This window comes from uncultured Sphingomonas sp. (assembly GCF_937859915.1).
GTDB lineage: Bacteria > Pseudomonadota > Alphaproteobacteria > Sphingomonadales > Sphingomonadaceae > Solisphingomonas.
Map to the genome: position 1 here is coordinate 50,557 of NZ_CALMAW010000127.1, position 13,486 is coordinate 64,042.

The following is a 13,486-nucleotide window of genomic DNA, read 5'->3' on the forward strand; positions in this document are numbered from 1 at the left end:
GGTATCCTCAGGCGGTCGCGTAGCGCTGGCGCAGCGCCTTCTTGTCGGGTTTGCCCAGCGGCGAGAGCGGCAGCGCGTCGACGAACTCGACCGACTTGGGCGCCTGCACCGCACCTTTCCGCGCCTTCACGCTGGCGATCAGCGTCTCGGCCGTCACGTCCGCGCCCGGCTCCAGTACCACCACCGCCTTGACCGCCTCACCCCAGTTGGGGTGCGGCACGCCGATCACCGCCGCCGCGCGTACGCCCGGCTGCTCGACCAGCACGTCCTCGACCTCGCGCGCATAGACGTTGAAGCCGCCGGTGATGATCATGTCCTTCTTGCGATCGACGATCCGCAGGAAGCCGCCCGCCTCGCGCACCGCGACATCGCCGGTATGCAGCCAGCCGCCGGCGAACGCCTCGGCGGTCTGCTCGGGCTTGTTGAGATAGCCGGTCATCAGCAACGGCCCGCGCACGCAGATCTCGCCCGGCGTCCCGTCGGGCACCAGGTTCATGTCGTCGTCCATCAGCGCGACATGGACGAACGGCGTCGGCCGGCCGCAGCTCGCGAGGCGGTTGAGGTCGCTCGGATCGTGCTCGGCCTTGCGCAGCAGCGTGACCGACATCGGTGCCTCGGCCTGGCCGTAGAACTGGAAAAAGATCGGCCCAAGCTTCTCTATCGCGTCGCGCAGCCGCTTTACCGGGAACGCCGACGCGCCGTAAAAGATCACCTCGAGGCTCGACAGGTCGAACTCCCCGAAGCGCGGATGGTCGATCAGCGCGATCACCATCGTCGGCACCATGAGGATCGACGTGATGCGGTGGCGCGCGATCGCCTCCATCACCGCGACCGGTTCGAACCCCGGCACCACCACCATCACGCCGTCGCGCGCCAGCACCGTCGTCAGTACCGCCGCACCCGAATGACTCAGCGGCGCGCAGATCAGGTGACGAATGTCGTCGGGCCATTCCCATTCGGTAAGCTGGATGATCGCCGATGTCGCCGCATTGCGGTTCGACGTCATGATTCCCTTGGGCGCGCCGGTCGTGCCGCCCGAATAGGCGATACGGAACAGCGCCTCGGCCTCCGCCTCGGGCGCGACGAGCGGCTTCGGCGCGAACCCGGCGGCGACGGCGGAAAGATTGACGCCGACAGCGCCCTGCCCCATCGCCAGCACGTGCCGCAGCGTCGGCGCGCGCGCCTTCAGTCCGTCCGCGATCGCCTCGTAATGATCCGCGTCGTAGATCAGCGTGTCGATCTCGGCATCGTCCATCACGTACAGATAATCGTCGACCGACCCCATCGGATGCAGCGCGGTCGACACGATCCCGGCGAAGCCCAGCGCGTTGGTGGCGTACAGAACCTCCAGCCGGTTGCGCGCCAGGATCGCCGCGCGGCGCGCCTTGGGATGGAGCGACTCCAGCACCTGCTGGTAGCGGCTGATCTCCTCGGCCAGCCCACCCGCGGTCAGTTCCTCGCCGCCGACGCCGATCACGCACACCCGGTCGAGGTCGCGGTTCAACGCGTGCGCGATCATGTCGATCGTCGTGATCGGACGGTGAAGGCTTGTGGGCAGACTCCTGTCCATCGCTCAGCCCTTCGTTGGGGGGCGCACCAGCGACGGCACGCCGTGGAACAGCTGGTTGGCGATGATCGCATAGTGGATCTCGCTCGACCCTTCCGCGATGCACTTCGCCTTGGCGTCACGCATGTAGCGGTTGATCCCGGTCGAGTTCATGATCCCGCTCCCGCCCCAGAGCTGGAGCAGCCGCGCGCAGACGTCAAATGCGGTGTCGCCGATCCACGCCTTGCAGACGCTCGACATGCCGCCCTGCATCGTCCCCGCATCGAACGCGCGCGCGTTCTCGTAGAGCAACGCCCGGCATGCAGCGATCTTGGCGTGCGCCTCGGCCAGCCAATACGAAACCGGCTGGAGCTCGGACATGTCCTTGCCGTAAAGCCGCCGCTCCTTGACGTACTCCAGCGTCTTGTCGAACATCCCCTGCGCGCAACCGAGCGAGGTCGCCGCGTGCGCCAGCACGTTGGCCTGGTTCGCACGGCGGTTACTGATCCCGCCGGTCAGCAGGTCGCCGAGAATGTCGTCGGGCTCCAGTCGGATGTCGGTGAAGGCGATCGACCCAGTGTTGGTGCCGCGCCAGCCAAGCTTGTCGTCATAAGGCGCGATGTCGAGCCCAGTATCCTCGCGCTCGACGACGACGCAACCATAGCCGGTGTTGCCCTGCCCGTCCTCGGTCTTGGCAAAGACGAGATAGGTCTTGGCCGGGCCCTGGGTGCAAAACAGCTTCGCGCCGTTCAGCACGAAGCCGTTGCCGTCGGGCACGACCTTGCTGATATGCGCCGACGCATTGGCGGCACCGCCCGGCTCGCTCTGCGAATAGGCCATGACGCGTTCGCCGCTCGCGCTGCGCGGCAGGATGCGCTGCTTCTGCTCCTCGGTGCCGAGAATCTCGACCGTCATCGGGCAAAGGATCATCTCGACCGTCAGAGCGCCGGCAAATGCCGGGCTGGCCTTGGCGATCTCCTCGCTGACGAGGCACGCCGACACGATGTCGGCCCCCGCCCCGCCATAGTCCGGCGACGTGGTCAGGCCGTAGAGGCCGAACTCCGCCGCCTTGGCGATCAGGCTGTCGGGCGTATGCTCGTCGAGGTCGATCGCGGTGGCGATCGGTTCGACCTCGTTGCGCGAGAACTCCTGCGCCATGTCCCGCAGCGCGCGCTGCTCGTCGTTCAGCCAGTCGAGCATCAGATCTGCCTCGCAAGATAGGCGGCTTCGTGGATCGCGTTGCCGTAGGATCGCGGCTTGCGCGCATCGCCGACCACCTGCACCGCCGCGCCCGTGCCGAGCAGCGCGCGGCTCAAGGGATCATAGGGTTCGCGGCCCGGTGCGATGATGAGCGCCCCTGCCTCGATCCGTTCCTCGTGCCCGTCACCGTGGCGCACGCGGACCGCACCGTCCTCGATCGCGACGAGATGGACATTTTGTTCGGGCTTAAGGCCGACCTGTTCCGACCAGCGCAGCACCGCCTTCGATCGCGACCCGATATAGTTCGCCACCTTCAGCTCGGGCAGGCGATCGAGCAGCCGCACCTCATGGCCGCCGCGACGCAGGTCGAGCGCGAGTTCGATCCCCTCGGTCGCCCCCCACACTACGATCGGCCCGGCCGGCAACAATCCGATGCCGCGCTTGAGCACCTCGTCGATCGTCAGCGCGAAGCCGGCGTCACGCGCTTCCCGCAGCCCTTCCGTATCGGGCAATGCCGGCAGCGCACCGGTAGCGACGACCACGACGTCGGGCTTTTCAGCCTCCACCATCTCGCGCGTCAGCGCCTCGTTCAGGCGCACGGGAATGCCGTATTTGGCGACCATGTGACGGTGCCAGTCGGGCTGGTAGGCGATCTGCTCGACGTTGGGCAGGTGCCGGTAATTGCCCGCCCAGGCCATCGTGCCCCCGAGCGCCTCGCTCGCCTCAAAGATCGTGACGTCGTGGCCGATCTCATGCGCGGTGATGGCATATTCCATGCCGCCCGAACCGCCCCCGGCGATGAACACCTTCTTGGGATCGGTTGTCTTGCTAATCTTGTAGTCGCGGTCGCGCCCGAACGCGGCGTTCTGCGCCGATCCCGCCACACCCTTGCCGAAGATGTTACCCTGCAAAAGTGAGGCGCCCGTCCGCGTCGACTTGCGGATTTCGTCCTCGCGGCCCTGCATGATCTTGTTGGGGAACTGCGGATCGTCCATCGACTGGCGACAGGTGGCGAAAAAGTCCGCCGAGCCCGGCTCGATCAGCGTACGCGCCTGATCCATCGTGTTGATGTTGCACGATCCCATCAGCGGCATGTCGATGCCCTTGTCGATCAGCCCCTGCCGCAGATGCTTGAGGTACGGCAGCGTCACCATGTTCGGGACGTAAAAGCCGCCGCCGATCACTTCGCCCGAGCTGATCTCGGGGTCGCGGCTCTTGGCGGGCAGCATCGAGCCGAATGTGCAGTCGAGCGCGTCGATACCGAGCGCGTGGAGCCGCGGCGCGTAGTTCTCGATGAAATAGTCGAGATCGAAGCCGTTTTCGTAATTCTCGTCGCAGCACAACCGCGGGATCAGCGGGTAATCCTCGCCGCACAGCTCCTGCGTCCGCTGGATGATCTGCTCGCAGAACAGGAACTGATCCTGATATTCGTCGTTGCGCCCGCTGTTCTCGAGCAGCGACAGCGTCACGTGCGGCAGCGATCCGTGGCAAAAATGGTACGAGACATAGTCGTATCCCGCCTCCTTCGCGCGCCGCGCCGCCTGCGCGAACGATTCGACTAGCGCATGATATTCCTCAGTCGGGACGACGCCCGGCTCGGGGTTGCCGATCGGATACTTGCCGGTCGGGCCCCACGAGACGGTACCGGGGATCCAGCCCTTGCCCGGCTCCAGCTTGAAGCTCGCACCCATGCCGGGGATCAGCCCGCCGTAAAACAATTGCACGCCCGCAAGCGCGCCGTTATTGTGGATCACCTCGACCAACTGGCGGTGCGAGATGATGTAGGTATCGTCGTAGAAGCCGAACATCCGTTCGTTGATGAGGCCGTCCCAGCGCACGCAGGTCGCCCCGACGCATACCGCCGAATAGCCGCCGGCCGCCAGCGCCTCGTACGCGCCGACCGCCTGGCGGGTGATATAGCCCTTGTCGTCCGACATGTTCATCGTCGTCGGCGCGTGGACGATACGGTTTTTGAAGGTCAGCCGCTTGGTCTTGAAGGGCTTGAGCAGCGGATCGTTGGCGGGATCGGTCACGGCGTTGTTCCTGCTTGTCACGCGCTCTGCGCTCGGTCGATGACAACGGCCGAACCAGACATGAAGCTGGCGCGGTCCGAAACGAGAAAGAGGATGAGGTCGGCGATTTCCCGGGGACGGCCGGGGCGGCCGCTGGTGAAGGCGGACAGCATCCGGTCGCGCCCGCCCATCGTGTCCGAGAAGCGGTCGATCACCTGGTCGCCCATGCCGCTCTCGACGAAGCCGGGCAGCACCGCGTTGACCCGCACGTCGAGCCCGGCGAGGTTGAGTTCGCGCGCGGCGCTGCGCGTCAGATGGATCACCGCCGCCTTGCTGGCGCCGTAGGACGCCATGCCGGGATTGCCCTTGAGGCCCGCGGTCGAGGCGATATTGACGATCGCACCGCGCCCGGCTGGGCGCATGACGTCGAGCGCGGTCGCCATGCCGTGGATCGTGCCCTCGACGTTCACCGCGAACACCTCGCGGTAGGTCGGCGTCATCTCGGCGTCGATCCGGTCGAACCGTGCGATGCCCGCGGCGTTGACGAGGATGTCGAGCCGGCCATGCTCGGCCGCCACCTCGGCGCCGAGCGCACGCCATTGCGCCGCGTCGGCGACGTCGAGCACGCGGCCGCTCGCCCGGTGGCCATCCGCGCCGATCGCGTCGGCGGCTGCGGACACCTTGGCCTCGTCGCGATCGAGCAGGACGACGCTGGCACCCGCCGCCGCGATCGCCTCGGCCGCCGCCTTGCCGATACCCGACGCGGCGCCGGTGACGAGCGCCAACCGTCCGGTCAAGTCGATCCAGGGAGCGGCCACTACATTCATGCCTTTTCTAGAATGTGCACGCCGCACGCCGCGCCGATGCCGACGCCGAAGCCCAGCACGTGCGCCAGGCCGATCCGTGCGCGGTCGACCTGCCGCGCACCCGCCTCGCCGCGCAGATGCTCGATGATCTCGACGATGTTCGCGACCCCGGTCGCGCCGATCGGATGCCCCTTCGACAGCAGCCCGCCCGATACGTTAACTGGAATGGCACCGCCGAGCGCGGTCTCGCCCGAATCGATCATCGCGCCGCCCTCGCCATCGCCGCACAGCCCGAGATTCTCGTAATGCAGCACCTCGGCGGTCGCGAAACAGTCGTGCAGTTCAACGACGTCGAGATCCTTCGGGCCGATCCCCGCCATCTCGTAGGCCTTGGCCGCCGCAAGGCGCGTCACCGAATTGCCGTCGATCAGCATTGGGTTGCGCGGCTGGAACGGGTCGGACATCAGCGCCGATCCCGCCACGCGCACCGCGCGGTCGAGCCCCAGCTCGCGCGCCTTGCGCTCCGACACCAGCACGCATGCCGCAGCGCCGTCGACATTGGCGGAGCACATCAGCTTGGTCAGCGGATAGGCGATCATCTCGCTCGCGAGCACCTCGTCGAGCGGCGTCTCGCGGCGATACATCGCCTTGGGGTTCATCGTCGAATGATGGTGGTTCTTCACCGCGACGCGCGCGAACTGCTCGATCGAGGTGCCGTATTTCGCGGCATGCTCCATGCCCGCTTCGGCAAACAGCGCAGGCAGCGACACCGATCCGAACAATGATTCCGGGTTGGGTCCGTCCGACGCGCCGACACCCTGCAGCATGCCCTTGGGGTTCTTCTCCGCGCCCATCGCGACGACGACGTCGTACAGCCCGCTGCGCGCGGCGACATAGGCCTCGCGGAACGCGGTCGCGCCCGAGGCGCAGGCGTTCGACACGTTGATGCACTGGATGCCGGTCTGGCCGATCTGTTTGAGGACCTGCTGCGCGATCATCGACGCGGCGTTGAAGGTCGATCCGCAATAGATCGCTTCGACGTCGGGCACCGCCAGCCCGCAATCGTCGAGCGCCAGCAGCAGCGCCTGCGCGCCCAATTGTGCCGGAGTCTGATCGGGATAGCGCCCGAACGGTATCATCCCCGCGCCGATAACGTAGACTTCACTCATAGGGTCTCCCCCGCCGGCACGAAATGGAAGCCGACGAACGCCGCACCTTCCTTGTCGACGGCACCGCCGGCGTCATCGAACCGCACCGCGACCGGCATCCCGGAAGCGAGCGTGTCGGGATCAACGTCGCGCAGCGTACCCTTCATTGTCGGGCCGTCGTCGAGATCGACAATCGCCGACACGAACGGCACCACCACGCCGGGATAGCTGCGCGACACCACGGTCCAGCTGTAAAGCATGCCCCGCTCGGCGACGCGGAACGCACTGGGCGCAGCACGGATGGCGCAGTTGCGGCACGCGAGCGTCGGCTCGCCGACGACCGCGCCGCACGCGTCGCAGCGATACGCCTCGATCCACGCCTCGCCATCGTCGCCGACGCGTATGGACTTGTGCGCCGCCCGGGCCGTCATCGCCTCGCTACCCCTATTCGAACGTCTCAACTCCATCGATTGCGCCGCGGCGGTCCGGTGTCAACGCGACCCGGCGAAGTGTCGCGGGGGCGATGAATGTCCGACGCGCGTTGCATTGCCGGCGGAGATTTTTATGCCGCTTGAGTGCGGCGGTGCCGGGCCCTGCCCGCGACGCCCTCTTCGAGTGCAGGAGCGATTCGGATTCCATGACCAGTCCCACCACTGCCCAGGCGCTCAAGGCGCTGGTCTCGGACCGTACGCATCTCGCCGAGGCGCTGAAGTCGGCGGACGTCGCGCCGCTGCTGATGGTGCTGGTGCATCTGGGTGGCGACCCGGCATGGCTCGACCGCGTCGCGCCCTACATCAAAGGTCCGTGGAGCTTCCATGAAGAGGCGCCCGAGGATCTGAAGGCCGAGTTGCATCGGGCGGTGGTCGACATCCTCGCCGACTATGCGGCGACCGGGCGAGACCTGCCCGCCGCGCCCGACGCGGCGCTGCTGCCGAAGATGCTCGACACGCTGACCGGGCAGCACGTGCCCGAGGACTATTATCCGCTCGTCGCCGAGGAGATGGACCTCACCGACAGCGACCCCAAGACGGTGCACTGGCGCGACACACCCTCGCCTGAGGCGCTGGCGGCATTCCATGTGATCGTCATCGGCGCAGGTTTTTCGGGCGTGGCGATGGGGATCAAGCTTAAGGAAGCCGGCATCCCCTTCACGATCGTCGAAAAGAACGACCGCGTCGGCGGCACATGGTACGAGAACAGCTATCCCGGCTGCGGCGTCGACACCGCCAATCATTTCTATTCCTATTCGTTCAACGTGAGCCACGACTGGGATCACTTCTTCGCCAAGCGCGACGAGATCTTCGCCTATATCGAGCGCAATTCGGTCCGCACCGGTCTGCCCGACCAGATCCGCTTCCACGAGGAAGTGACGAGCGCGGTATGGGACGAGGCCGCTGCGCTGTGGCGCGTCGAGACGCGCGACCGCGAGAACCAGCTTCATCAGTTCACCGCCAACGTTGTCGTCAGCGCGGTCGGACAACTCAATCGCCCGCAATATCCCGAGATCCCGGGGCTCGACAGCTTCGAGGGCCCCGCGCTCCACACCGCGCGCTGGGACAAGGAGATCGACATCGCCGGCCGGCGCGTCGGCATGATCGGCACGGGTGCGAGCGGCATGCAGGTCGCACCCGCGATCGCGCCGATCGTCGATCACCTCACGATCTTCCAGCGCTCGGCGCACTGGGCGATGAACAACCCGCTCTATTTCGAGCGCGTCACCGACGACAAGAAATGGGTGCTGAACAACCTGCCCTATTACGCCAAGTGGTTTCGCTGGCAGCTGTTCTGGTCGTCGTCGGACGGCTTCCATCCGCTGCTCCAGATCGATCCTGACTGGCCTCAGCCCGAGCGTTCACTCAGCGCGGGCAACGAGGAACTGCGCCAGCGGCTGGAAAAGCACATTGCCGAAGAACTGGGAGGCGACGAAGACCTGATCCGCAAGGCGACGCCCGATTACCCGCCCTATGGCAAGCGCATGCTGCGCGACAATCACTGGTATCGCATGCTTCGGCGCGAGAACGTCACGCTCGAGACGGGTCGGATCGACCATATCGAGACGGATGCGGTCGTGATGGCGGACGGCACGAGGCACGAGGTCGACGTGCTGGTCTATGCCACCGGCTTCCAGGCGCGGCGCATGCTGACGCCGATGCACATCGAGGGCCGCGACGGTATCACCATCCGCGACAGCTGGGGTGAGGACGATCCGCGCGCGCACATCGGCATGACGGTGCCGGGCTTCCCGAACTTCTTCCTGATCTATGGCCCCAACACCAACCAGGCGCATGGCGGCAGCGCGGTCTATTATTCCGAATGCCAGGTCCGCTACATCATGCAGGGCATCCGCGAACTGGTCGAGACAGGGGCCGCCGCGCTCGAGGTGAAGCAAGCACCGTTCCAAGCGTATCAGGAAAAGGTCGATGGCGCGCTTTCCAAAATGGCATGGGCACATCCGAACGTGAACAACTGGTACAAGAACAAGCAGGGCCGGGTGACGCAGAACTCGCCGTGGCGGCTGGTCGACTATCGCAACCTGACCGAAACTTTCGATCCGGGGGAATACGACTTCCGCCCCGCGCATGCGGAGACGGCGGCATGAGCCTCGCGCCGCTGCTCAAGCCCCGGTCGATCGCGGTGATCGGCGCGTCGGACAATCCCAAGCGGATCGGCGGCGTGCCCGTCGAGCTGCTGATCCGCGCGGGCTACGACAAGCTGTTCCCGGTCAATCCCAAGAGCCCGACCGTACAGGGGCTGACGGCGTACCCGGACATCGAATCGGTGCCCGAGTCCATCGACCTGGCGCTGGTCGCGATCGGCGCGGACGACGTGCTGCCGGTGCTCGAGCGCTGCCATGCCAAGGGCGTGAAGGCGGCGATGGTGTTCGCGGCTGGCTATGCCGAGACCAACGAGGCTGAAGGGCAGGCCAAGCAGGCCGAGCTCGCCGCCTTCGCGCAGCGCACCGGCATGCGGATCGCAGGCCCCAACTGCATGGGCAACGCCAATTTCGGCGACCGCGTGTTCACCACCTTCGGCTCGCAGTTCCAGCCGGAACATCCCGCAGGCAGCACCGCGCTGCTGACGCAGAGCGGCAACATGTGCGCGACCGTCTATCGCACCGCACGCCGCGCCGGCGTCGCGTTCAGCCATGTCATCAACACGGGCAACGAGGCGGACGTCGACTTCGCCGACTATCTCGATTTCCTCGCCGACGACGACGCGACGCAGACCGCGTTGTGCTACATCGAGGAGTTGCGCGACGGTGCCGCGTTCCTGCGTGCGGCGGCGAAGTTCCGCGCCGCGGGCAAGTTGCTAACCGTGTTCAAGGTCGGCGCCAGCGAGAAGGGCGCGGAGGCTGCACGCTCGCACACCGCCGCACTCGCGGGCGACAACGCCGCCTATGACGCCGCCTTCGCCGCGGCGGGCGTGGCACGCGTCGGCGAGCTGTCGGGGCTCGCCGATCTCGCGTACCTTCACGGATTCGTCGACAAGATCGGTGGCAATGCCTGCGCGATCCTGTCGGTGTCGGGCGCGGCGGGGGCGATCCTGTCCGACGCGCTGGCGCTGGCGGGCGGCGATGTGCCCACGCTGCCCGACGACGTGCAGGCGGGGCTGCGCGCGCAGATCCCGGCCTACGGGATGGTGTCCAACCCCGTCGACCTGACCGGCAACCTCGTCAATTCGAACGATTTCCTGCTCGACGCGATCAAGCTCGCGCTGCAACCCGACGCCATCGACGTGCTGCTGCTCTATCTCCCGGGCAATTTCCTCATCCAGGCGATGTCGCAGATCGAGCGCGGCGCGGCGGCGACGGGCAAGCTGATCGTCGCAATCGACACCTTCGCAATGGGCGACCGCGAAGCACTCGCCGCTAAGGGTATCGCCTATTTCCAGGATTTCGACCGCGCAGCGCGCGCGATCGCCGCCTATGGCGCGTGGAAGGCGATCGTCGCCGCACCGCCCGCGCCTGCTGCGTCCAGGACGCGCTGGCCCGCGTTCCCGGCGGGCGAGGACGCTTTGTCGGAAACCGCCGCCAAGGAAGCGCTCGCGCGGTTCGGCGTGCCGGTGGTGCACGACGCGTTGGTTCACAGCCGCGTCGAGGCGCGTGGGGCGGCGGACGCGATCGGCTATCCTCTGGTCGCGAAACTCGTCAGCCCCGACGTGGCGCACAAGACCGAACACGGGCTGATCCGGCTGGGCCTCAAGGACGCGGCGGCGGTGACCGAGGCGTTCGACACGATGATGGCCAAGGCGCGATCGATGCCGGGCGTGCGTATCGAGGGGGTGACGCTGGAGCCGATGCTGGCGGGCGGAATCGAGATCCTGGCCGGCGTCACGCGCGATCCGGTGTTCGGATGGATGCTGACCGTCGGCCTTGGCGGCGTTTGGACTGAACTGATGAAGGACGTGTGCCACCGGCTCCTGCCCGTCGATGCGGCCGGTGCCGATGCGATGCTGCGCAGCCTGAAGGGCTTCGGCCTGCTCGACGGCTATCGCGGCGCGCCCAAGGCGGATGTCGCCGCGGCCGCCAAGGCGATCGCAGCGCTGGGGGAGGCGGTGCTCGCAGGCGGGGACACGCTACGCGAGGTCGAGATCAATCCGCTTCTGGTAATGCCCGAAGGGCGTGGTGCGGTCGCCGTCGACGCGCTCGTGCTCCTGAATACCGAAAATGCAATCGAGGAAGCCGCATGAGCGATCTGGTCGAACCGCAGCAGGTGGACATCACCTACGAAACCGAGCAACCGGTACGGTATGACGTCGTCGATGCGGTCGCCTGGATCACGATGGACCGCCCCGGCTTCAACAACGCGCAGAACGGACAGATGACCTATGCGCTGGACGACGCGTTCAACCGCGCGGTGCAGGACGACGCCGTGCGCTGCATCGTCCTGGCAGGCGAAGGCAAGCATTTCTCCGCCGGGCATGACATCGGCACGCCGGGACGCGACGTGCACAAGCATTTCGACAACCGCCTGATGGTGCCGGGGCACGTCAACAAGCCCGCGGCCGAACTGCTCTACACGCGCGAGCAGGAGCAATATCTCGGCATGTGCCGGCGCTGGCGTGATGCTCCCAAGCCGACGGTAGCGATGGTACAGGGTGCGTGCATCGCCGGCGGTCTCATGCTCGCATGGGTGTGCGACCTAATCATCGCGAGCGAGGACGCGTTCTTCCAGGACCCGGTCGTACGCATGGGGATTCCCGGCGTCGAATATTTCGCGCACGCGTTCGAACTGCCGCCGCGGATCGCAAAGGAATTCCTGCTGCTCGGCGAGCGCATGTCCGCGCAGCGTGCCGAACAGTTCGGAATGGTCAACCGCATCGTGGCGCGCGATGCCTTGCGCGAGGAAACTGCGAAGGTCGCCGCCAAGCTTGCAGCCCAGCCGCGTCTCGGCACATGGCTGACCAAGCAGGCGGTCAACCATGTCGAGGAACTGCGCGGCAAGCGCACCGCGATGGACGCGGTGTTCCACATGCACCATTTCGCGCACGCGCAGAACGACCTGACGCAGGGCTCGGCGATCGCCGGGCTCGGCGCCAAGGAAATGGCCGCGGCGAACAAGCGGGAAGCGGGCGAGACGCCCTCGGGCAAGAAGCAGGCAGGCGAAGCGTGAACCTCGACTACACTCCCGAGCAGCAGGCATTCCGCGCCGAGGTCCGCAGCTGGATGCAGGCCAACGTGCCCCCCGCGCCCCTGCCCTCGTTCGACCTGACGCGCGAGGGCTTCGAAGCGCACCGCGAGTGGGAGCGCAAGCTGAACGATGGTCGGTGGGGCATGGTCACCTGGCCCCAGGCGCTGGGCGGGCGCGATCTCGACCTGATCCGCTGGCTGATCTTCGAGGAGGAATATTACCGCGCCGGCGCGCCGACCCGCGTCAACCAGAACGGCATATTCCTGCTCGGTCCGACGATGATGGAGTTCGGCACGCCCGAGCAGAAGGCGCGCTTCCTGCCGCGGATGGCGGCGGGCGACGATATCTGGGCGCAGGCCTGGTCCGAGCCCGGTGCGGGCAGCGACCTTGCGGGCGTGCGTGCGACGGCGACGCGGGACGGCGACGAATATGTGCTGAACGGCCAGAAGACCTGGTCGAGCCGCGCATCGTTCGCCGACTGGGCGTTCGGCCTGTTCCGGGAGCCGGGCAGCGAACGCCACAACGGGATGAGCCTAATCCTATTCCCGCTCGACGCGCCCGGCGTCACGCGCCGGCCGATCGCGCGGATGGACGGGCAACTCGTCTTTGCCGAGATCTTCCTCGACAATGTACGCGTCCCCGTTGCCGACCGGCTCGGCGACGAGGGGCAGGGCTGGCACGTCTGTATGGCGACCGCTGGGTTCGAACGCGGGCTGATGCTGCGCTCGCCGGCGCGCTATCAGGTGGCGGCGCGCAAGCTGATCGCGCTGTGGCAGAAACACAAGGATGCTCTCCCCGCCTCGATCGGCGAGCGCGTCGCGCAGAGCTGGATGGACGCCGAGGCCTATGCGCTGTCGATCTACGCCACCGCGTCGCGGCTGGTGGCGGGCGGCAGGATCGGCCCGGAAAGCTCGACCAACAAGATTTTCTGGTCCGAACTCGACATCGCGCTGACGCAGACCGCGCTCGACATTCTTGGGGCCGATGCGGAACTCGTCACCGACATCCCGGTCGACGGCGAAGGCGTCGGCGGGGGTCCGCGCGAGGACTGGCTCGAGGATTATATCTTCGCGCTGTCGGGTCCGATCTACGCCGGCTCGAACGAGATCCAGCGCAACATCATCGCCGAGCGGATGCTCGGCCT

10 protein-coding genes are annotated in these 13,486 nt (G+C 66.7%); 4 read left to right on the forward strand and 6 right to left on the reverse strand.

The features are described from left to right. Window positions 1-7 precede the first annotated feature (7 nt). The 6 genes from Q0326_RS17170 to Q0326_RS17195 are packed head-to-tail and all read right to left on the reverse strand — an operon-like array spanning window position 8 to window position 7,143. On the reverse strand, window positions 8-1,570 hold the full coding sequence (locus Q0326_RS17170; protein WP_298692861.1) for an AMP-binding protein: 1,563 nt from the start codon (window positions 1,568-1,570) through the stop codon (window positions 8-10). A gap of 3 nt (window positions 1,571-1,573) precedes the next feature. After that, window positions 1,574-2,746, reverse strand: a complete 1,173-nt coding sequence (locus tag Q0326_RS17175) for an acyl-CoA dehydrogenase family protein (protein ID WP_298692863.1) — start codon at window positions 2,744-2,746, stop codon at window positions 1,574-1,576. After that, window positions 2,746-4,779: an FAD-dependent oxidoreductase gene (locus tag Q0326_RS17180; protein ID WP_298692865.1), complete on the reverse strand. Its 2,034-nt coding sequence runs from the start codon at window positions 4,777-4,779 to the stop codon at window positions 2,746-2,748. The genes Q0326_RS17175 and Q0326_RS17180 overlap by 1 nt, the downstream gene beginning before the upstream one ends. Before the next feature lie 17 nt (window positions 4,780-4,796). Then, window positions 4,797-5,576 carry an SDR family NAD(P)-dependent oxidoreductase gene (locus Q0326_RS17185; RefSeq protein ID WP_298692867.1) on the reverse strand — a complete coding sequence of 260 codons (780 nt, stop codon included), beginning with the start codon at window positions 5,574-5,576 and terminating at the stop codon, window positions 4,797-4,799. A gap of 5 nt (window positions 5,577-5,581) precedes the next feature. Continuing rightward, window positions 5,582-6,733 (reverse strand): thiolase family protein, encoded by a 1,152-nt coding sequence (locus Q0326_RS17190; RefSeq protein WP_298692869.1) that lies wholly within the window; start codon window positions 6,731-6,733, stop codon window positions 5,582-5,584. Further along, entirely contained in the window at window positions 6,730-7,143 is a 414-nt protein-coding gene (locus Q0326_RS17195) for an OB-fold domain-containing protein (RefSeq protein WP_298692872.1), read from the reverse strand. The genes Q0326_RS17190 and Q0326_RS17195 overlap by 4 nt, the downstream gene beginning before the upstream one ends. Before the next feature lie 206 nt (window positions 7,144-7,349). Here Q0326_RS17195 and Q0326_RS17200 point away from each other — a divergent pair, with 206 nt between their 5' ends. The 4 genes from Q0326_RS17200 to Q0326_RS17215 all read left to right on the forward strand — a co-directional run. Continuing rightward, window positions 7,350-9,311, forward strand: coding sequence for an NAD(P)/FAD-dependent oxidoreductase (locus Q0326_RS17200; RefSeq protein ID WP_298692874.1), 1,962 nt, complete (start codon window positions 7,350-7,352; stop codon window positions 9,309-9,311). Continuing rightward, window positions 9,308-11,401, forward strand: coding sequence for an acetate--CoA ligase family protein (locus tag Q0326_RS17205; RefSeq protein WP_298692876.1), 2,094 nt, complete (start codon window positions 9,308-9,310; stop codon window positions 11,399-11,401). Before Q0326_RS17200 ends, Q0326_RS17205 begins: the two co-directional genes overlap by 4 nt. Then, window positions 11,398-12,324 (forward strand): enoyl-CoA hydratase, encoded by a 927-nt coding sequence (locus tag Q0326_RS17210; RefSeq protein WP_298692878.1) that lies wholly within the window; start codon window positions 11,398-11,400, stop codon window positions 12,322-12,324. Before Q0326_RS17205 ends, Q0326_RS17210 begins: the two co-directional genes overlap by 4 nt. Then, a partial coding sequence (locus Q0326_RS17215; protein WP_298692880.1) for an acyl-CoA dehydrogenase family protein occupies window positions 12,321-13,486 on the forward strand: 1,166 nt, incomplete at its 3' end. The genes Q0326_RS17210 and Q0326_RS17215, both read left to right, overlap by 4 nt.